Annotated in this window: 17 protein-coding genes; 10 read left to right on the top strand and 7 right to left on the bottom strand. The window is 39.6% G+C overall.

What is annotated here, in order from left to right:
• Nucleotides 1-733: 733 nt before the first annotated feature.
• On the bottom strand, nt 734-2182 hold the full coding sequence (locus AACU95_RS03435) for an NAD-dependent succinate-semialdehyde dehydrogenase (RefSeq protein WP_004249619.1): 1449 nt from the start codon (nt 2180-2182) through the stop codon (nt 734-736).
• A 259-nt stretch (nt 2183-2441) separates the two neighbouring features.
• On the opposite strand from AACU95_RS03435, the gene AACU95_RS03430 reads away from it, so the two are divergent.
• The gene (locus tag AACU95_RS03430) at nt 2442-3062 is read left to right on the top strand and encodes a peptidylprolyl isomerase (RefSeq protein WP_004246273.1); all 621 of its coding nucleotides are present in this window, start codon (nt 2442-2444) and stop codon (nt 3060-3062) included.
• 138 nt (nt 3063-3200) lie between these two features.
• Entirely contained in the window at nt 3201-3941 is a 741-nt protein-coding gene (gene cysQ / locus AACU95_RS03425; RefSeq protein WP_004246272.1) for a 3'(2'),5'-bisphosphate nucleotidase CysQ, read from the top strand.
• A gap of 57 nt (nt 3942-3998) precedes the next feature.
• Here the strand turns inward: cysQ and AACU95_RS03420 are convergent, their stop codons facing one another.
• Complete coding sequence (locus AACU95_RS03420; protein WP_004253029.1) at nt 3999-4559, bottom strand: YtfJ family protein; 561 nt, start codon at nt 4557-4559, stop codon at nt 3999-4001.
• 283 nt (nt 4560-4842) lie between these two features.
• Here AACU95_RS03420 and AACU95_RS03415 point away from each other — a divergent pair, with 283 nt between their 5' ends.
• Nucleotides 4843-5049, top strand: coding sequence for a DUF1107 domain-containing protein (locus AACU95_RS03415; RefSeq protein ID WP_004246270.1), 207 nt, complete (start codon nt 4843-4845; stop codon nt 5047-5049).
• Between the two features lie 84 nt (nt 5050-5133).
• Here the strand turns inward: AACU95_RS03415 and AACU95_RS03410 are convergent, their stop codons facing one another.
• Both AACU95_RS03410 and msrA read right to left on the bottom strand, forming a co-directional pair.
• Nucleotides 5134-6507: a hemolysin family protein gene (locus AACU95_RS03410; RefSeq protein ID WP_004253028.1), complete on the bottom strand. Its 1374-nt coding sequence runs from the start codon at nt 6505-6507 to the stop codon at nt 5134-5136.
• 162 nt (nt 6508-6669) lie between these two features.
• The gene (msrA, locus tag AACU95_RS03405; RefSeq protein ID WP_004249614.1) at nt 6670-7296 is read right to left on the bottom strand and encodes a peptide-methionine (S)-S-oxide reductase MsrA; all 627 of its coding nucleotides are present in this window, start codon (nt 7294-7296) and stop codon (nt 6670-6672) included.
• Between the two features lie 137 nt (nt 7297-7433).
• Between msrA and tamA the strand changes: the two genes are divergently transcribed.
• From tamA to AACU95_RS03375, 6 genes are all read left to right on the top strand, one after another.
• The gene (tamA, locus tag AACU95_RS03400) at nt 7434-9176 is read left to right on the top strand and encodes an autotransporter assembly complex protein TamA (protein ID WP_004246266.1); all 1743 of its coding nucleotides are present in this window, start codon (nt 7434-7436) and stop codon (nt 9174-9176) included.
• On the top strand, nt 9173-12994 hold the full coding sequence (gene tamB / locus AACU95_RS03395) for an autotransporter assembly complex protein TamB (RefSeq protein WP_110144552.1): 3822 nt from the start codon (nt 9173-9175) through the stop codon (nt 12992-12994). The genes tamA and tamB overlap by 4 nt, the downstream gene beginning before the upstream one ends.
• A 5-nt stretch (nt 12995-12999) precedes the next feature.
• Nucleotides 13000-13347: a gamma-glutamylcyclotransferase family protein gene (locus AACU95_RS03390; protein ID WP_004246264.1), complete on the top strand. Its 348-nt coding sequence runs from the start codon at nt 13000-13002 to the stop codon at nt 13345-13347.
• Nucleotides 13348-13600: 253 nt separating this feature from the next.
• On the top strand, nt 13601-13864 hold the full coding sequence (locus AACU95_RS03385) for a hypothetical protein (RefSeq protein WP_004246263.1): 264 nt from the start codon (nt 13601-13603) through the stop codon (nt 13862-13864).
• Nucleotides 13865-13910: 46 nt separating this feature from the next.
• Entirely contained in the window at nt 13911-15203 is a 1293-nt protein-coding gene (locus AACU95_RS03380) for a dTDP-4-dehydrorhamnose 3,5-epimerase family protein (RefSeq protein ID WP_049199860.1), read from the top strand.
• Between the two features lie 8 nt (nt 15204-15211).
• Nucleotides 15212-16405 (top strand): MFS transporter, encoded by a 1194-nt coding sequence (locus tag AACU95_RS03375; protein ID WP_161737174.1) that lies wholly within the window; start codon nt 15212-15214, stop codon nt 16403-16405.
• 77 nt (nt 16406-16482) lie between these two features.
• On the opposite strand, the gene ppa is transcribed toward AACU95_RS03375, so the two are convergent.
• Nucleotides 16483-17010: an inorganic diphosphatase gene (gene ppa, locus AACU95_RS03370; RefSeq protein WP_004246260.1), complete on the bottom strand. Its 528-nt coding sequence runs from the start codon at nt 17008-17010 to the stop codon at nt 16483-16485.
• Nucleotides 17011-17209: 199 nt separating this feature from the next.
• Nucleotides 17210-18217, bottom strand: a complete 1008-nt coding sequence (fbp, locus tag AACU95_RS03365) for a class 1 fructose-bisphosphatase (protein ID WP_004249610.1) — start codon at nt 18215-18217, stop codon at nt 17210-17212.
• Between the two features lie 165 nt (nt 18218-18382).
• On the opposite strand from fbp, the gene mpl reads away from it, so the two are divergent.
• On the top strand, nt 18383-19762 hold the full coding sequence (gene mpl, locus AACU95_RS03360) for a UDP-N-acetylmuramate:L-alanyl-gamma-D-glutamyl-meso-diaminopimelate ligase (protein ID WP_004246258.1): 1380 nt from the start codon (nt 18383-18385) through the stop codon (nt 19760-19762).
• Nucleotides 19763-19830: 68 nt separating this feature from the next.
• Here mpl and argR read toward each other — a convergent pair whose 3' ends face one another.
• Nucleotides 19831-20301 carry a transcriptional regulator ArgR gene (argR, locus tag AACU95_RS03355; RefSeq protein ID WP_004246257.1) on the bottom strand — a complete coding sequence of 157 codons (471 nt, stop codon included), beginning with the start codon at nt 20299-20301 and terminating at the stop codon, nt 19831-19833.
• Between the last annotated feature and the right edge of the window lie 405 nt (nt 20302-20706).

Genomic DNA, 20706 nt, shown 5'->3' with positions numbered 1-20706 from the left:
TTCCTATTCATTAATTATAGATAATTATTTTCCTGAAATATAGTTTGTTTAATATAACAATGCAATGAAGATTAAAAAATTATTTTCATCCCTACCTATTATATTTTTTAATTAACCTGAACTTGAGATAAAAAACAGAGGAGTAAACGTTAGGCACATGATCAAAACTTTCGACCATGAAACAACAGTTCACACAAAGGAACCTACGATGTATTATAATTTAGTGGGCTTATGACGTTGCATTTTTCTATCAATACATTTATATACCGGATTTTTCGCGATATATCATAAAAAATTTTCCTAGCCTTATTGAGCTATACCCGTTTACTGGTGTCATGCCAAGTATGTTAGTCCCACCCAATTCTTTTTTGCTTACTTAAAAGGACAACCAACGAGTATTGAATTTATTGATCCAACTAGCCTAAGAGGTGTCACAACTTACACATACCACTGCATCACAGTGTACATTATTTTATCTTGGATCTGCTTATGGGATTAATAGATTATTGTTTAAAACTGGAAAAGCACATTTAATTTAACAAATCCAGAAAAGCAAAGCTTAGAGCGATGGCTTAAACCGACGCTAGGTTAATTAAAGTGAAGAAATAACCTATTGGGCTGACATCAATACCCTTGATAATTATCGAGGGTATTGTTTATTTAATAAAAGATAATGGTTGCAAAAAGCAATCGCGTCCTTGCGATGACTTTTACTGTTAATCAGTGGCCTCGTTTACAGGCCTTGGCAGAGGTATTTCATTTCCATATAGTCCTCAATACCATGCTCAGAGCCTTCACGACCTAAGCCAGACTGCTTTATACCACCGAAAGGAGCCACTTCATTGGAAATTAGACCCGTGTTAATACCGACCATGCCATATTCTAGATTTTCAGCCACACGCCAAATACGTTGTGGATCTTCACTGTAGAAATAAGCGGCTAAGCCATAGATGGTATTATTGGCTAGATGTACTACTTCTTCTTCATTGTCAAAAATGACTAAAGGTGCCACGGGGCCAAAGATCTCTTCTTCAAGAATATGACTATCAGCAGGCACATTACCGACCACGGTAGGCTGAAAGAAATTTTCACCTGCTTTATCTCTTTCACCACCACATAGCAGTGTCGCACCGCGTTGTAAGGTATCAGCAAGGAGTGATTGTGATTTTTCTACCGCCTTATGATTAATAAGAGGCCCAATAGTCACGCCTTCGGTAAAGCCATTACCGACTTTTAGTTTTTTAACCTCAGCAACAAAGCGTTCACTAAATTGTTGATATACATCTTTATGGATATAAAAACGATTTGCACACACGCAAGTCTGTCCGGCGTTACGGAATTTCGCCCCCATAGCACCTGCAACCGCTTTCTCAATATCGGCGTCATTAAAGACAATAAATGGCGCATTTCCCCCTAGCTCCAGTGAGACTTTTTTCACACTGTCAGCACATTGGCGCATTAATAAACGGCCAACCCCTGTAGAGCCAGTAAAACTCAATTTACGCACGCGGTTGTCTGATGTGAACACTTCACCGATTTTAACTGCATCACCGGTGACAATATTAATAACACCGGCAGGTATTCCTGCTTGCGCGGCTAATTCAGCTAACGCAAGGGCTGTATAGGGGGTTTCGTTGGCAGGTTTTATCACCATAGTACACCCAGCTGCTAATGCTGGGGCTGCTTTACGGGTGATCATGGCAGCAGGGAAGTTCCAAGGTGTGATAGCCGCACAAACACCAATCCCTTGTTTGATCACCATAAGCCGCTTATCTGATGAAGGGGAGGGGATAATTTCACCGTTGGTTCTTTTACCTTGCTCAGCAAACCACTCAATAAATGAGGCTGCGTAGGTGATTTCGCCTTCAGCTTCGGCCACGGGTTTACCTTGTTCAAACGTCATCAGTTCTGCAAGTTGACGCTTGTTATCCTGTATCAGTTGGAACCAGCGTTGCAGTAAAGTGCTTCTTTGATGTGCGGTTAACGCACGCCATGTCGGTAATGCTTTGGCGGCTGCATCAACAGCCGCTTTGGCTTCTTCTGTTGCCATATTTGGCACAGTACCAATGGGCTGATTTGTTGCAGGATCAATCACTTCAACCGTGTCTTTGCTTTTTGCATCACACCAAATACCGTCAATATATCCTTGTTCACGGAAATAGGGATTGTCAGTTATTTTCACTTCGTACCTCTCTGAACATATATATTGATATTGAGCGCTGGGTTAACAGAGCTACCTTGTCTTTAATTATATGCTTGTGTGAGGGGCTTGTGAAAAAAAGTCTGAAAAATATCGTCAAGAAAGGTCAAAATCCATGACAAATAGCGCAAATTTATCGCGTTTTCGACGAATAATCGCGATTAGCCAAGACGGGAGGTTTACGCTCTAGCTTACCACTGTTATTCTTGGCACTAACTTTCATAAAAACAGGTATTTTTTCATGTCAAAACCATCATTTGATTCTATTGAATCGCAGGCAAGTTACGGTATTGGTCTGCAAGTCGGTCAACAACTGACTGAATCAGGTCTCCAAGGATTAGAGCCAGCAGCACTGCTTGCCGGCTTGACTGACGCGTTAGAAGGCAATACTCCTTCTGTACCTGTTGAAACGTTACACAATGCTTTACGTACTATGCATGAGCGTGCTGAAGCAGTTCGTCAAGAGCGTCAAGCAGCACTGGCAGAAGCAGGTAAAGTATTCTTAGCAGAAAATGTAAAAAAAGAAGGCGTGCAGGTTACTGAATCTGGTTTACAGTACAAAGTACTGAAAGCAGGAGATGGCGCTATTCCAGCTCGTACTGATCATGTTCGTGTGCATTATACTGGTCGTTTAATCGATGGTACGGTATTTGATAGCTCAGTACAGCGTGGTCAGCCAGCAGAATTCCCTGTTAATGGGGTGATTGCAGGATGGATTGAAGCATTAACTTTGATGCCAGTAGGTTCTAAATGGGAATTATATATTCCTTACCAATTAGCTTATGGTGAACGTGGTGCGGGGGCGGCTATTCCTCCTTTTGCAACATTAGTTTTCGAAGTAGAACTATTAGAAATTTTATAATTTCTTCTTCTGCAAAAAATAACACTATAGCCGGTTTTTTCCGGCTATTTTTGTCTCTATACTAGAGTAAAGAGAGTGCAAGATAATTGATTTTTATAAGAGTGAGTACCATTCTGATAAAAATAAGTGAGGTGCATTATGTTAGAACAAGTCAGCGAATTAGCCCGCCAAGCGGGTCAGGCGATAATGCAAATTTATCAACAATCAGCGCCAATTGAAGTACAGGAAAAGAGTGACCATTCACCGGTTACTGCAGCAGATTTAGCCGCCCATCAAATTATTAAGCAAGGACTTGCCAGTATTGCGCCAGATATTCCTCAATTATCTGAAGAAGATCCTCCTGCGTGGGAAGAACGTCGCCATTGGCAACGTTATTGGCTGATTGATCCCCTCGATGGTACTAAAGAGTTTATCAATAAAAATGGTGAGTTTACGGTTAATATTGCGTTGATTGAACAGGGTGTGCCAGTATTAGGCGTTGTGTATGCACCAGTACAAAATATTCTCTACTCAGCAGCCAATAAACAGGCATGGAAAGAAACCTGTGGTCAGCGTTTACCAATAAAAGTCAGCCGTGCTGAACCCCCCGTGATTGTTATTAGTCGTTCTCATCAAGATGATGAATTAAAAGAATATTTATCGCAATTGGGTGAGCACCAAACGGTGGCAGTTGGATCTTCATTAAAATTTTGTCTAGTGGCAGAAGGAAAAGCTCAGCTTTATCCGCGTTTTGGACCTACTCATACATGGGATACTGCAGCAGGACACGCTATTGCGATAGCCGCAGGGGCACATGTTACCGATTGGAAAGGGGTGACACTTGATTATTCACCGAGAGAATCACTGATAAATCCTGGTTTTAGAGTTTCTATTTTCTAATGTTAACGAGAGCAGAGCCCTTAAGTTTAAAGGGCTCCGATACAGATGATTTAAATACTATTCTTTAATTAAGTCATTGATAAGGTTAATGGCGGAAGTTATTTCTGCACCACTTAATACACCTTCTTTGACAAAACGAACTTTTCCTTGTTTATCCAGCACAATAATTGCTGAACTCTCTTTTTCTAGTCCCCAACCTTTTTGCGCTACACCATCAGCATCAACAATAAATTGTGACCAAGGAAACTCTTTTTTACTGTCTTCAACACTGCCGCGAACAAAAGGCCCAGTACCAAAGATAGCATCATCAGTATTGATGATAGTGGTTGTCTGATAACTATTTTGTGGAAATTTGGCTTGTTTGATGGCTTCAATCAGTGGCGCATTCATCTCTTTAGCCTTACTACGCCCAGCGATATGTTGAATTGTGCGTACTTTGCCACTAAGTAGTCCGCTATTCCAATTTTGATAGCTAAATTTATCTTTGGCACCATCATAAAGAAGCTCCCCTTTGTCACTCACAGAGATCGCCGGTAGTAGGGCATCTTCAGTAATATTATGGGCAAATACCCATGTAGATGTGCTAAGCAAAAGTGCAGCCAAGGTTATTTTGTGCATCGTTATTGTCCTATTATTAAATTCGACTTTATCGGCTATTTAAGCATAGAGGCTAAAAAAGAATAATACCTCATTGTTGATACATTTTTTTAACATATAGGGTGTAAGATAAAGTATTCACAGTCTCGACTTATCTTCTTTACTGTCAATAAGTGTAAAAATAGATAAGAAATTTAAATAAATGGAACCTAGTACTTATAATTAGGTCTTTAAATTTGGTATATAAAGATCGGTCTTTATGACTGATTAAATTCACAACTGAGCATGGGAGACTAACTGAAAGATGAAGATCTTCAATCGCTATAACCCAGAAAAAATTGCTCTCTACGTTAAGACGTTATTTCGTGGACGGTTTTATATCAAAGGAATGGGCGCATTTGAGTTCGATTACGGTAAAATTTTATTGCCGAAAATAAAAGATAAGCTGCATTTTAATGTGATGAGTGAAGTTAACCAGCAGGTGGTTTTACTCAAAGCTGAAATGGGCTAACTTTTATCTGATAGATAACTGAGTCTATATCTTGTGCTTTTACGATAAGACTCAGTTATTAATTTCAGTTTGTTACCAGTTGATTTAGGCTTTATGCTCTTCGTGCTCCAATGGCACTTCTGTCGTTGTTTGAGGAGCAGGTATTGCTTCTTGCAAAACCGGTTTTACTGGCGGAATATCATCAATTTTAGTGACAAGCAGTTGATCAATTTTATAGTTATCAATATCCACCACTTCAAATTTATAACCTGCAAACTTCACATAGTCAGTACGTTTGGGGATCTTACGCAAACGGAACATCATAAACCCTGCAATGGTTTCGTAATTGCTAGAATCCGGGAAATCATCAATATCTAATGCACGCATAACATCATCAATAGGTGTTCCACCTTCAACCAACCATGAATGCTCATCACGACTGACGATTTGCTCTTCTTGACCCGGGCCAATCAGATCGCCCATTAAAGTGGTCATCACGTCATTTAAGGTGATAACGCCCATCACCATCGCATATTCATTGAGAATAATGGCAAAATCTTCCCCTGAGGTTTTAAAGCTTTCTAGCATGTCAGATAAAGTTAAGGTATCCGGAATAATAAGGGCTTTACGGATATGCACACCTTCTTTGAGGTTAAGACTTTGCCCATTGATCACACGGTTGAGTAGCTCTTTTGAATCTACATAACCAATAATATGGTCTATATCCCCTTCACAAACTAAGAATTTAGAGTGGGGCTGAGTGGCAATTTTATGCTTAATATCTTCTTCTGTCTCTTCGCGATCAAAGTAGACAACATCTTCACGTGGTGTCATGGCTGATGGTACGGTACGTGATTCTAATTCAAACACATTTTCAATTAATTCGTGCTCTTGTTTACGTAATACTCCCGCTACTGCACCGGCTTCGACAATCGCAAAGATATCATCAGATGTAATATCTTCATTTCTTACCATTGGGATTTTAAATAGTTTAAAGATAAGATCTGCCATGCCATTAAACAACCAAACTAAAGGGCGGAATAAGGCGAGACAAAAACGCATAGGATTAACAATTTTCAGTGCAATGACTTCTGGCTTGATCATGCCGATACGTTTAGGAGTTAAATCGGCAAGCAGAATAAACATCGATGTGACGATAATAAATGAACAGACCGATCCTAATTGTTGCGCGAGAGGTGCTTCTAAAAAGCGGGAAAAGAGATCTTTTAATGCGGGAGAAAAAGCAGATTCACCGACAATACCCGCCAAAATGGCAACGGCGTTAAGACCAATTTGTACCACGGTAAAAAACATACCGGGGGTTTCTTGCATTTTTAATACACGAGCAGCGTTGATATTTCCTTCGTCAACCAACTGTTTGAGTTTAATACGACGGGAGGCCGCCAGTGATATTTCAGACAGCGAAAAAAAGGCGCTAATGGCACACAGCAAAAGCACAATGAGTAAACTATTAAGCATATAAGGCTCACATCACCCAGAGTATTAAATCCAGAGGGTAATACTTGAGTGTTAATAATCGAAGATAAATCAATATATTGTGATAGACTATTTTATAAAAATAGACACAAAGATAGATAAGAGGGCGTAATTATATCATCGCCCTGCTATTTTCTGCTAGTGTTAGTTTGCCGGTGGAAAACAGATACCAATGCCACCAAGTCCACAATAACCTTGAGGGTTTTTAAATAGGTATTGCTGATGATAATCTTCAGCAAAATAGAAAGGTCCGGCAGGTTGTATTTCAGTGGTGATCTCTTTATGTGCCCCTTCACTATTGATAGCTTGTTGATAACGTTGTTTTGACTCAATAGCTTGTGCATATTGCTCTGGGGTTAGGGTATAAATGGCCGAGCGATATTGGCTACCAATATCATTACCTTGGCGCATACCTTGGGAAGGGTCATGATTCTCCCAAAAAATAGCCAATAATTGTTGATAGCTGATAAGGGTCGGATCAAATACCACACGAACGACCTCTGCATGACCGGTACGGCCTTGGCAAACTTGCTCATAGGTGGGATTTTCTGTTACACCACCGCTATAACCGGCACTTGTGCTATAAACACCGGGTTGTTGCCAAAATAGGCGTTCAACGCCCCAAAAGCAGCCCATGGCAAAATAAGCAATTTGCATATTTTCTGGGATCTCACGGATAGAATGCCCATTGACGGCATGATTAGCAGAAATTTCTAATGGCGTTGTGCTGCCGATTACGGCATGCTCAGGATGATAAGCTTTATGTTGCAAGGTAAACTCCAAATTTTATATTTGTAAACGCTTTACTATGGTAAAGGTTTAATATTGTTATAAACTAAATCTACAATAAAGCTTAAAACTATTTGTCGTCAATTACCGAATGATATAAATAATATTGAGGAGAAAACGTGCCGAGATACTCCGTTATCTACGTTCTCTGTCTGTCTTCTATAACGTCTTTTGCTTATGGGGCAAATTTACGTTTAAAAGTAGAAGGTTTAGAAGGGCAACTCGAAAAGAATGTACGAGTCCAGCTATCAAACATAACAACAGAAGAAGTTGCACCAGACGGGCGTTTTCGTGCGCGTGTTGAAAAGGCAATTAAAGAGGGCCTACGGCCTTTAGGTTATTATCAGCCAACGGTCACTTTCTCTTATCAAGAAAATACCCCTCCGACACGCCCTGTATTAACAGCAAAGGTTGAGCTTGGTATTCCCGTACTGTTAAAAGGGGTCAATATTGTACTGGAAGGGGGAGCTAAAACAGATGAACAATATGCCAAAGTGATTAAAGAAAACACTCCCCCTCTTGATAGTGTGTTAAATCATGCCGAATATGAAAAATTAAAAGGCTCGTTAACAGGGCTTGCTATTCGTCGTGGTTACTTTGATGCAGATATGGAAAAAAGCCAGCTCGGTGTCTCTTTAGATAATCACGCCTCTTATTGGGATTTTGTCTTTAATAGTGGTGAACGTTACCGTTTTGGTAAAGTGAATTATACTGGCTCACAAATTCGTGAAGACTACCTACAAAATATTGTGCCTTTTAAAGAAGGGGAATATTACTCTTCTGAAGATTTGGCAGAGTTTAATCGACGCTTAGCTGCCACAGGATGGTTTAATTCGGCGGTTGTCACACCTAATATCGCTAAAGCACGTAGTGAAGGCAATTATTTGCTACCAATGGATGCCGTTGTTACCCCTCGTTCACGTAACTATATGGAGCTAGGGGGCGGTTTTGCCACAGATGTCGGACCTCGATTAAATATGCAGTGGGATAAACCTTGGATAAATTCTAGGGGCCATAGTTTAACATCGAATATGAGTATTTCTAAGCCTGAGCAATCTATTGGTGCTAATTATAAAATTCCATTAAAAGTTAACCCATTAGAACAATATTATGGCATTCAAGGCGGCTATAAACGTACAGATTTAAATGATACTCGTTCGGATACCACCACACTGAACGTTTCTCGTAACTGGGATATGTCAACGGGATGGCAATACAGTATTAATACCCGCTGGAGTCTGAGCCACTTTACCCAAGGTGATGTGACCAATACAACCATGTTGCTTTATCCTGGTGCGAATGCAAGTCGCGTACGCCAACGGGGTGGCATGATGCCTTATTGGGGGGATAGCCAACGTTATTCAGTCGATTATTCCAATAAAATATGGGGATCTGATGTTGAATTTCTCGCCCTACAAGCTCAGCAAGTGTGGATACGCACACCTTGGGAAGGCCACCGTTTTGTGGTCAGAGGGACGTTTGGCTGGATTGAAACGAATCAATTTGAGAAAGTACCACCCGAATTACGTTTCTTTGCTGGTGGCGATAGAAGTATTAGGGGTTATAAATACCAAAGTATTTCACCGGAAGATAGCAAAGGTAAATTAACAGGGGCATCAAGAATGCTAACGGGATCTGCTGAATACCAATATAACGTAACTGGAAATTGGTGGGGAGCTGTATTTGTTGATAGTGGTGAAGCCGTTAACGATTTTACGAAAAGTGATTTTAAAACAGGTGCTGGTGCGGGGGTTCGTTGGGCATCTCCAGTAGGGCCTGTAAAGTTTGATTTAGCCGTTCCAGTCAATAGTGGTGAAGAGCGTAAGTTACAGTTTTATATTGGGTTAGGAGCTGAGTTATGATGAAGTGGTTGAAAAGGATAACACTAACGCTACTTATCATCATTTTACTGGTTTTAGGTGCTCTTGCATGGATTTTAGGGACGCAATCAGGGCTACATTTTGCCATTAATAGTGCAGCTCGTTGGGTGCCAGGTTTAACCATTAACAGTGTTAATGGCGGTTGGCAAGATTTACGTTTAACGGGTGTTGAGTATCAAATGCCGGGTGTAGATGTCAATGTGGGGGAGTTATCACTAGGCTTAAATTTAAGCTGCTTGAAGGATAAACAACTGTGTGTTGAGGCCTTAGGCACACGTGATGTTATCGTCAATGTAGATACCAGTGCACTCCCTCCAGCACAAGAAACACCCCCTTCTGAGCCTTTAACTGAGCTTAATGCCCCTTTACCTATCTATTTAAACTCTCTCTCATTAGCCAATACGCGTGTACAAATTGATGATATGGCCCTATCACTCAATGAGTTTACTACGGCAGCACAATGGGAAGGGCGTCAAATTACCTTAAAACCGACGGTCATTAATGATTTGTTGGTGGCGTTACCGAAAACACCCGAAGACGGTAGTGTTGCCGCCATGGCGCAAGATGTAAAAGAAGTTGCAGCAACGACGCCTCAAGCGGAGCCTAAAACACCGCAAGAGCAAGAGCAGGCACTAGCTGACACTATTAAGACAATTTTCGCCAAGCCTTTATTAGCGCAGTTACCCGAAATTATTATTCCTGTTGATATCAATGTGGAGGGGATAGAAGGTAAACAGTTACAAGTTAGTGGTGATACGCCTGTGACTATTAATCAACTCTCTTTTCAAGCCAATACGCAAGGTCAACAGGTTAATCTCACTAGGCTCAGTATTGATGCGCCAGAAGGCAAAGTCAGTTTAAACGGTCAAATTACACTGGATAAACAGTGGCCGGTTAATCTAGATATGCAAGCGATGCTTCGTGAGATGGCAGGACTGGAAGAGTTTAAAGATCAGCAAGCGACACTGTCCTTACAAGGTGCGATACTTGATGAATTAAAACTCGCACTCTCTTTAACAGGAACTGTTACCGCAAGCCTTGATGCACAAGCTGAGCTCGCTAAAGCACATCTTCCACTAAAATTAACCTTAGAGAGCCAAAAAGTGCGTTGGCCTTTAACGGGAGATGTGCAGTATCAACTTAATGATACTCGACTACGTCTTAATGGGCAGACGGATAATTATGATCTTTCATTACGTTCTAATATTGAAGGACAAGAGATCCCTCCAGCCAAATTGACCCTAGACGCTAAAGGGAATGAAGAGAAAATAACACTCACTCGTTTGCGTTTAGCTGCATTACAAGGTCATGCGGATATTACCGGTGTGGCAGATTGGAGTAAGGCGATTAGCTGGAATGCATTATTGACTATCTCTGGTATTAATACAGCTAAACAATATCCCGATATGCCAGCGAAATTAGATGGACGTATTGCTACAACGGGTAGCCTGTATGGAGGAAGTTGGCAACTGCGAGTGCCTGAAATTACCTTAGATGGTAATTTAAAAAATAATCTTATTAAGGCGCGAGGAAACGCCTATGGTAATGATTCGGGGCAATGGAATATTCCTCAATTAACCTTAATTCTAGGTAAAAATAATCTCGATATTGCGGGGCACTTAGGTGAGCAGTGGGCGCTTGATGCGAACATCAATGCTCCGGGGTTAAATGGTTTAGTGCCGGGGTTAGCGGGCGTTATTAAAGGGAAAGTGAATGTTCGCGGTGATATTAATAAGCCGAAAATTATTGCTGATATCAATGCACAAGGGATCAAATGGCAAGATCAGCTCAGTGTTGGGTCAGTTGTCGTTAAAGGTGACATTCAGTCAGATGACGTGATCAGTGGCAAACTGGCAATTACGGCACGTCAGTTAAAACAGGCTGATTTGATTATTCGTCAATTAACGCTAGATGCGGCCGGGACAGAAAAACAGCATAAGCTTACCTTGAAAATGGATGGGGAACCCGTATCGGGTGGCCTGACATTAGCCGGCTCGTTTGATAAAGAAAAACAGCAGTGGCAAGGCACACTTAACAATACCGCATTTGATACGCCTGTAGGCGAATGGCGTTTAAATAAAGCGATGGCGCTAAATTTATTAGCGGAAAAACAGCAAGTGACGATTGGTTCACATTGCTGGGTAAATCCTAATGCACAACTGTGTGTACCTAAAGAGATCACTGTAGGTGAGAGTGGTAGTGCGGCAATCACGTTAACACGCTTTGATTTAGCCATGATAAAACCATTCTTACCTCCTGAAACCGCGCTACGCGGTGTCTTTACGGGAGATGCTACGGCAACTTGGAATGCGAAAGGCGGATTACCTAAAGCGTCAGTTAACCTTAAAGGTCAGGGCGTTGGTGTAAAACAAAATGTCGATGGTACGGTATTACCTATTGATTTTGATGCAGTTACGTTAAATGCGGGTATCAATAATGGTAAAGCGACCTTGCAATGGTTAATTAGTATTGCCGGTAATGGTGACTTTAAAGGCCATGTCAATGTTGCTGATCTAGAAAAAACACGTCAATTATCAGGTACGGTTGATATTGATAATCTGACATTAGATCTGATTAAGCCTTTCTTGGGTAAAGGTGAAATAGCGCAAGGTAGTGTAGGGGCACAGCTACGTTTAGGAGGGAATGCACAATCACCATTGCTATTTGGGCAGTTTGGTATTAACCAGTTAAAAGTAGTTGGTCACTGGATCCCATTTGACATCACCAAAGGGAATGTCGATATTCGCTTTAATGGTGCGACTTCTGATTTAAGCGGTAGAATCGAAACACCGGAAGGTTATTTAAATCTGACGGGGAATGCGGACTGGCGCAAACTAGATGAGTGGCGAGCCGTGGTGGCTGCGAATGGCAACAAATTGCGTGTGTCATTACCACCAATGGTTCGTATTGATGTTAACCCAGACTTAGTTTTTGAAGCTAATCCACATTTGCTTAAATTAGATGGTCGTATTGATATCCCTTGGGCTCGTATCGTGGTGCAGGAATTACCCGAGTCTGCGGTGTCGGCCTCTTCTGATGAAGTGATGTTGGATAAAGAATTACAACCTATAGCACCAAAGCAGACTTCTATACCTATTCAAAGTAATTTGGCGATTAATATTGGCGATGATGTCACATTAGATGCCTTTGGATTGAAAGCCAGATTAACAGGGGCATTAAAAGTTGCTCAAAGTAAGCAAGGGTTGGGATTAAATGGTCAAGTGGATATTCCTCGCGGGGAATTCAAAGCTTATGGACAAGATTTACAAGTACGTAAAGGGCAAATCTTGTTCTCAGGGCCGGTTGATCAGCCATACTTGAATATTGAAGCGATACGTAACCCTGATAATACGGCAGATAATGTCATTGCTGGGGTTAAAGTCACCGGGCTTGCGGATAAGCCGAAAGTGGAAATATTCTCTGAGCCGGCCAAAACACAACAAGAAGCATTATCCTACTTGTTAAGAGGTGAAGGATTAGCAAGTGGTGATTCTGATTCAGCACAAATGACAGCCATGCTAATAGGATTAGGTGTTGGACAAAGTGGACAACTCGTAGGACGTATTGGCGAAACCTTTGGTATTTCAGATTTAGCGTTAGATACACAAGGTGTAGGGGATAGTTCACAAGTTGTCGTCAGTGGTAAGATAACTGATGATTTACAAGTGAAGTATGGGATGGGTATATTTGATTCGCTAGCGACGTTAACATTACGTTATCGCTTGATGCCCAGGTTGTATTTACAAGCAGTGTCTGGTATGAATCAGGCAATAGATCTGCTTTATCAATTTGAGTTTTAATTTATATGCGAATTATTGTTTATGGAAGTTTACGGCGAAATCAGGGTAACCATCACTGGATGACCTACGCACAGCTATTAGGTGAGTATAAATTAGCGGGGTATAAACTCTATGATTTAGGGTTTTATCCTGCTGTGGTTGAAGGTGATGGTGAAATAGAATGTGAAGTTTATCGGATCACGCCTTCCATTTTGACGGAGCTTGATGAACTGAAAAAAAATGATCAAGATTACAAGCGCCAGTTGATATCAACACCTTATGGTAGTGCTTGGATCTATCTTTATCAAAAGCCAGTTGATGGGTTGCGAGAAATCAAAAGTGGAGATTGGCTAAAACGCCACGAAGAAGAGTAATAGGCTTACGAAAGCTGACTCAATAATGATTAAAAAAGCTCGATATATATCGAGCTTTTTTATTTTTACTAAAAGTAGTATTTATATTTTAAAATTTAAATAAATAATTATTACTTCGTTTTTTATCTAAATTGATATGAAAATAATTAATGGTAGAGCTGATTGACAGAAAAATAACTTCAGTGTTAAAACAGTTTTGCTTAAGAAGGAAAGAGATAACGACTTATTATTAAATAGCGAAATAAGGTAATTTATGGACAAATTAAACGATATTACTCAACTTTATAATAATCCACCAAAAGATGTAAAACATAATATAGTCAATCATCGTTTTACGGATATGATGCTACAAACTAAAACTGTTGCAACAGAAGCATTAGATAAATTAGCTTATCTTGCAGGTATTAAAAATGCACCTGCTGATGATAAGTATTTAAAATTAAACACCACTAGCTTAGATGCGTTACTAAAAAGTGCGAAGTCACTTGGTTATGATATCGAAGTCGTCAGTCTTTAATCAATAAGCAGCCATAAGGCTGCTTTTTAAATGAAAGGAGGCAATAGTGAATAAGGATATTAATGAACTTAATAAAGATATTAATATTGTCGGATTACATTGGATTGAACGCTGGCGAGTGAATAATGGAAAACATCAGTCTTATGTTATTCCTTTCGCAACAACCTATCCTATTAATATTGTTTATCACGGTAAAAGCGAATTTAAATATGGGCAGTATGGCATTCATCTTGGCCAGCAAGATACACTCACCTTTTTAGGTGATAAAAAACAAAAGATACTGGCTAAATTTATTGATTGTCGTAAAAACTCACCGACATTTAAATCAGAATTAAGTTTGGAGATAACCCCATCATCCGCAAGAACACTTATTATTCCCCCAGGAGTTGCTCATACTTTTTCCCATCTAGAAAATGTTTTTACCTTAAATAGCTACTCTCTTTTTTTACCTACTATTGAGCAATTAGCAAATGAAACATTAAATTGGTCACCTAATAATGATGTGATAAATCTGCCGGAAGATATCGATATTAATGAGATTGAAGGCTATGAGCCGATGACAGAAGAAGCTTCGGCGCTGGTCTACTATCGAGTTGCTGAGATACAACAGCAGTGGTTAAGCCAACATCGATTTTTACACTCTGAAACTCGTAAAATTCGCTTAGATAATGGCGATGAAATTAATGTAAGGTTGCGAGAGAAAATAGCCGATGTTCAAAAACAGTCATTACCTACATCCACTATTTTAGGTGTTGAATTTCGTGAAATGGCGACCCTGCATACGGGCAAAGAGAGTGGCATTGTCCCATTAACGCGACAATCCCCTATGTATCTAGTCGAACATGGTCAGGAGGCTTATGATTTCGACTCTTATGGATTACATTTAGGGCAAGAAGATCATTTAACTTTTTTAGGAAATACCTCGGGTAAAATCACTATTAAGCTGGTGGATATGCGTGAAGATTCGCCTACGCTATTTTATGAAGATGAAATGGTTTTTGATCCGGCACCCAATATTGAATTAGTGATCCCCTGTGGTGTTGCCCATGCCTTATTTAATATGGCGAATATCATTACTGTGAATCGACCTGTTATCTATTTGGACGAAGAAAAAGAATATATTCCGGGTCATGACGTGATTGATTGGAAAATCGCTAATAAAAATTATCAAGCTTATCGTGTTAATAAAATAGCAGCAGATTTAACCTATTATCAATTTCTTGTTTCTAAACAACAAGCGTTAATGAAACATAAGCCCACCCATCATACCCCAAAATCAATTATTGTTTATGATGAAAATAATCAGCCTATTAAAGTATTAATTAAAGAAAAGGTGTAACCTCTATTATGCGTATTGTCTTTTTCTATATGCTTTTTTTGGTATTAAGTGCAGATGGTCTAATGGTTTTTTTGACACCTGTTATTGTTTATCAATTAACAACAAGCATTGAATATGCAGGATTGACATACTCTTTATGGTGGTTACCACGTATTTTTTTAATACCGCTTATTGGTCAATATATTGATGGTCTAGGTGTCCGTCCTGTTTCTGTTATTTCCGATAGCTGTAAAATTATCGGTTGTTTATTTTTATTAATAGTAGATTTTTCCTCTGATTTAGTTATTGCAATTAGTTTTGGATTAGTGGGTAGCTTAATTTCTATTGGTAATTCACAGACACTGATTTCATATGAAAAAATTATTGCCTTGATGAGTCGCCATAAAGAACATCATATTAATATAATGTCTCGAATGGATTTTTTGGGCATGATCATTGGCCCATTAATCGGTATGTTATTTATTGATTATGGTTACCATTATTTACTGATTATTCCCTGTCTATTTTATTTCATTAACGCCGTGTTCTTTTTGTTCTTTTACTTAGTGCCAAAACAGCGCCAATCTGCCACTCAGTTACATAGCCTAACAGAGACATTACAGGTGACGAAAAGGATAGTGGTGATTTTTACGTCTCCTATTTTGGTTTTTTCTATTTTAATTGCTATCGGCAATAATATGTTTGATGGATTAATTGAGTCGAGTGGGGCGGCGTTGATCGACCAATCGATGAATTTACCCATTAAATATTATGGCTTTATTGATATTTCTGCGGGGATCTGTGGCGTGATAGGAACTTATTTATATGGTTATCTAACCCATTATTTAAATCGAAAATTATTAATGTCTCTATCAATTTGTATCATCACAATAAGTTCTTTTCTATTGGTTATTTTTCAACATGATATCACGGCTTTTATTCTCTTTTATGCCCTATCCATTATTGGTAAGGTTTTTTCAGGGAATATTTTACGGATGTTAAGAATAGAAATTATTCCTGTGACACAATTAGCTAGCATTTCCTCACTGATTATTTTGTTTAATCAACTGATTTTGCCCATTGTTGGGGGATTGCTCTTTTTCTCTACAGGGAATATTTCGACAGTATATATATTGATGATAATCGCTATGGCGATCACCTTGGTGAGTGGCGTAATGCTTATTATGCGGTTAAACCATAAAAAAGAGATAATCATAAAATAAGCCCACATTTGAAGTGGGCTTATTTTTGCTAAGCAACCAATGGATTACTTAGCAACGCTAATTCTAATGACACAGAATTATTTTTTTGCGCGTTCAAAAGAAGACAGAATTTCAGCTTTAGCCGCTTCTACGCCTTCCCAACCATCAACTTTTACCCATTTACCAGATTCTAAATCTTTGTAATGTTCGAAGAAGTGTTTGATTTGAGCTTTTAATAATTCAGGTAGATCGTTCACATCTTTAATGTGATCGTATTCTTTACTTAGTTTGGTGTGTGGTACTGCAACCAGTTTTGCATCTTCACCTGATTCATCAGTCATTTTCAGTACGCCAACAGGACGGCAACGAATGACTGAACCTGGTTGCAATGGGTATGGAGTTGGAACCAGAACGTCTACTGGATCACCATCTAAAGATAATGTGTTGTTGATGTAACCGTAGTTGCATGGGTAGAACATCGCTGTTGACATAAAACGGTCAACGAACAGTGCACCACTTTCTTTATCAACTTCGTATTTGATTGGATCAGCATTGGCTGGAATTTCAATAACAACATAGATATCTTCTGGTAGTTCTTTACCAGCAGGAACATGATTCAGGCTCATAAAAAATTTCCTATGAAAAATTAATTTGACGTGGCTCGTAGTATAGCGAAAAGTTTTTAACAATACCCGTTTTTTGCCGTACAGGTTGCCTTTTGAGGTAAAAATAAGCAACAAATACACGAATTAGCTATTTTGGGAGATGAAAAAACCGGACGCGTTAATTAAGCCCGGTTTAACTATATCCTGACAAAAAGAAAATTTATTCTTCGTCTGGATATTGAGCCATAAATGCTTCTGCTTGTTCGACCATCGCTTTAGTACCCACAAAGAATGGCATGCGTTGGTGCAACTCTGTTGGTTTGATATCTAAAATACGATCTTTACCATTACTGGCTTTACCACCCGCTTGTTCCGCGAGGAATGCCATTGGGTTGCATTCATAAAGTAAGCGTAATTTACCATTTGGATGACTTGCCGTACTTGGGTAAATATAAATCCCCCCTTTGAGCAAGTTACGATGGAAATCCGCAACCAAAGAGCCAATATAGCGAGTTGTATAAGGACGGTTAGTTGCTGCATCCTGCTCTTGGCAATACTTGATGTATTTTTTTACCCCTAATGGGAATTTAATGTAGTTACCTTCATTGATTGAATACATATTTCCGGTAGGCGGAAAATGAACACTTTCGTGAGATAAACAGAAAACTCCTAAAGAAGGATCGTAAGTAAAGGCATGTACACCACAACCGGTAGTGTAAACCAACATAGTAGATGAGCCATAAACGACATAACCCGCAGCAACTTGGCGATTACCGGGTTGCAGGAAATCATCTAGTGTCACTGGTTGGCCAATAGGCGTAATACGGTGGTAAATAGAGAAAATAGTACCAACGGAAACGTTTACATCGATATTAGAAGAACCATCCAATGGATCCATTAATACCACATACTTGGCATTTTCCGCACGATCACCTTCAAAGATAACGATATCGTCTTCTTCTTCCGAACCGATCCCCGCAACTTCACCACGAGCTTTAAGTGCTGCTTTTAGTTTCTCATTCGCGTAAAGATCCAGTTTCATCTGGGCTTCACCTTGAACATTAGAAACACCGTTAGTGCCAAGAATATCGACTAACCCAGCTTTATTAATATCACGGTGAATAATTTTAGCCCCAAGCTTAATGGCTGACAGCAATGCCGTTAATTCGCCAGTTGCATGGGGAAAATCTTGTTGTTTCTCGACGATAAATTCGCCTAATGTTTTCATGACGTGGGTCCTGAATGTGAATGGATAAAATATAAAAAGGAAAAAAGTTTCCTTATTAGTGGCAAGTTTATCCAAAGAATCGCATGATTCAAAGGTTAATCCGTTTCTAATCTGCTTTTTGATGGTTAGAATAGTGACCAACTTCATGCTATTGGAAAGAAATTCATGCACATTCATATTCTTGGTATTTGTGGCACCTTTATGGGAAGTCTTGCCATCTTAGCTCGAGCGAAAGGGCATAAAGTAACTGGCTCTGATGCAAATGTTTATCCTCCAATGAGCACATTATTGGAAAATCAAGGCATTGAGCTAATCGAAGGTTATGATCCACAACAATTAGAACCTGCTCCTGACATGGTGATTATTGGCAATGCGATGACTCGAGGGAATCCTTGTGTTGAAGCGGTACTTGAAAAAGGATTGCCTTACACATCAGGGCCACAATGGTTACATGACTATATTTTACCTGAGCGTTGGGTTTTGGCCGTTGCGGGTACCCATGGTAAAACGACTACGGCAGGTATGCTGGCTTGGATTTTAGAAGATTGTGGTTATCAACCTGGTTTTTTAATTGGTGGTGTGCCGGGTAACTTTCAAGTTTCAGCCCAATTAGGGGAAAGCCCGTTTTTTGTTATTGAAGCTGATGAGTATGACAGTGCTTTCTTTGATAAACGTTCTAAATTTGTTCATTACTCGCCACGTACGCTTATCTTAAATAATCTGGAATTCGATCACGCGGATATTTTTGATGATTTAACGGCGATTCAAAAACAGTTTCATCATTTAGTCCGTATTGTGCCGGGCAGTGGCAAAATTATCATGCCTGATAACGATCTGAACTTAAAACAGACCATTGGTATGGGATGTTGGAGTGAGGAAGAGTACACCGGTGAGACGGGTGATTGGCAGGCGAAAAAGATCAGTAATGACAGTAGCCACTTTGCAGTGTTCCATAAAGGTGAGCAAGTCGGTGAGGTTTGTTGGGGACTTTCGGGTGAACACAATATGCAAAATGGCTTAATGGCCATTGTGGCAGCTCACCACGTTGGTGTATTACCGGTAGATGCATGCGCAGCACTCAATAAATTTATTAACGCCCGTCGTCGTTTAGAGTTACGGGGTGAAGTAAATCAAGTGAGTGTTTATGATGACTTTGCCCATCATCCTACGGCGATTTTAGCAACCCTTGAAGCGCTACGTAGTAAAGTTGGCGGTACAGCACGTATTATTGCGGTATTAGAACCTCGCTCTAATACGATGAAGATGGGGATCAGTAAAGATGATATCGCCCCAGCATTGGGACGTGCTGATGAAGTTTTCTTATTTCAGCCACCTAACATTCAATGGTTAGTCAGTGATATTGCCGAGAAGTGTGTACAGCCTGCTCGTTGGAGCACGGATATTGACACATTAGTGGAGATGGTTGCTAAAGAAGCTAAACCGGGTGATCATATTTTGATCATGAGCAATGGTGGCTTTGGTGGTATACATGAAAAACTCCTGGCGAAATTAGCCACACCAAAATCATCTGTGGATCAATATTAATTTAAATAAGTAAGCCACTGAAATTTCAGTGGCTTACTGTTTATGACCTATTTTCCTGAAGTCGCTATTTATAATTCCTGATCAAATAGGTTTAAAATCGCATCTCGTAGTTCTTCTGTTGAGAATCCTGGCGCGGGTGTAGAAAAAATAGTGTCATCACCAGCGATACTTCCGAGGATCCCTTCTGCTTTACCTAAAGAATCTAATAAACGTGCAATAAGCTGTGCGGCACCGGGGCTGGTTCTAATAACCACTACTGAGTGGTTATGGTCAATATCAAGTACCAAATTTTTCAATGGGCTACTTGCTGTAGGTACACCAAGTTCTGTTGGCAGGCAGTAAACCATCTCCATTTTGGCATTACGCGTTCTTACTGCGCCAAATTTTGTTAGCATACGAGAGATTTTAGACTGGTTAATATTATCAAAACCAGCTTCTTGTAATGCAGTTACAATCTCGCCTTGTGAACTGAATTTTTCTTCTTTCAGCAGGGCTTTAAATGCTTTAACCAAGTCTTCTTGCTTAGAAGGAGTGCGCATAGTTCACCTTTAGTGAGTTATCAATAACTCGCACATTATGCAGAGAAGTGAATTTTTATGCAACATTAGCTCCGTTAATCTTGTTTCTCTTCTTGGTTGATGTGTGTTTTTGTGTGTTAACTCAAAAAGTTTTATTTCTCGATATTGAATGCGATAATCTTGATTAGGTAAATAATTTGTTAACTAAATGATAATCTTAAATGATTATGCAATATGAGATAGCGCGTTTAGCACTTAGCGATATTTATTGGAATTATTTCTCAAAAGAGTGCCCGCTATCTCATTAACAGATAAGCAATTTGTTTAGAATAACCGAAGTATTATTTTTTACTACAAATGCCTTATTATGCAATATAGCTGTTAAATAATTGTTTTCTTTACTAGGTGTGTTGCGTAATAGTGAGT

The sequence above is a fragment of the Proteus sp. G4415 genome (genome assembly GCF_963896075.1).
Lineage (GTDB): Bacteria > Pseudomonadota > Gammaproteobacteria > Enterobacterales > Enterobacteriaceae > Proteus > Proteus mirabilis.
This window is presented reverse-complemented; position numbering and strand designations above follow the sequence as displayed.

What these genes read in the sequence shown, in the direction of transcription:
- AACU95_RS03430 (WP_004246273.1), top strand. Translation starts at nt 2,442, where the DNA reads ATGTCAAAACCATCATTTGATTCTATTGAATCGCAGGCAAGTTACGGT.
- cysQ (WP_004246272.1), top strand. Translation starts at nt 3,201, where the DNA reads ATGTTAGAACAAGTCAGCGAATTAGCCCGCCAAGCGGGTCAGGCGATA.
- AACU95_RS03420 (WP_004253029.1), bottom strand. Translation starts at nt 4,559, where the DNA reads ATGCACAAAATAACCTTGGCTGCACTTTTGCTTAGCACATCTACATGG.
- AACU95_RS03415 (WP_004246270.1), top strand. Translation starts at nt 4,843, where the DNA reads ATGAAGATCTTCAATCGCTATAACCCAGAAAAAATTGCTCTCTACGTT.
- AACU95_RS03410 (WP_004253028.1), bottom strand. Translation starts at nt 6,507, where the DNA reads ATGCTTAATAGTTTACTCATTGTGCTTTTGCTGTGTGCCATTAGCGCC.
- tamB (WP_110144552.1), top strand. Translation starts at nt 9,173, where the DNA reads ATGATGAAGTGGTTGAAAAGGATAACACTAACGCTACTTATCATCATT.
- AACU95_RS03390 (WP_004246264.1), top strand. Translation starts at nt 13,000, where the DNA reads ATGCGAATTATTGTTTATGGAAGTTTACGGCGAAATCAGGGTAACCAT.
- AACU95_RS03385 (WP_004246263.1), top strand. Translation starts at nt 13,601, where the DNA reads ATGGACAAATTAAACGATATTACTCAACTTTATAATAATCCACCAAAA.
- AACU95_RS03375 (WP_161737174.1), top strand. Translation starts at nt 15,212, where the DNA reads ATGCGTATTGTCTTTTTCTATATGCTTTTTTTGGTATTAAGTGCAGAT.
- ppa (WP_004246260.1), bottom strand. Translation starts at nt 17,010, where the DNA reads ATGAGCCTGAATCATGTTCCTGCTGGTAAAGAACTACCAGAAGATATC.
- fbp (WP_004249610.1), bottom strand. Translation starts at nt 18,217, where the DNA reads ATGAAAACATTAGGCGAATTTATCGTCGAGAAACAACAAGATTTTCCC.
- mpl (WP_004246258.1), top strand. Translation starts at nt 18,383, where the DNA reads ATGCACATTCATATTCTTGGTATTTGTGGCACCTTTATGGGAAGTCTT.
- argR (WP_004246257.1), bottom strand. Translation starts at nt 20,301, where the DNA reads ATGCGCACTCCTTCTAAGCAAGAAGACTTGGTTAAAGCATTTAAAGCC.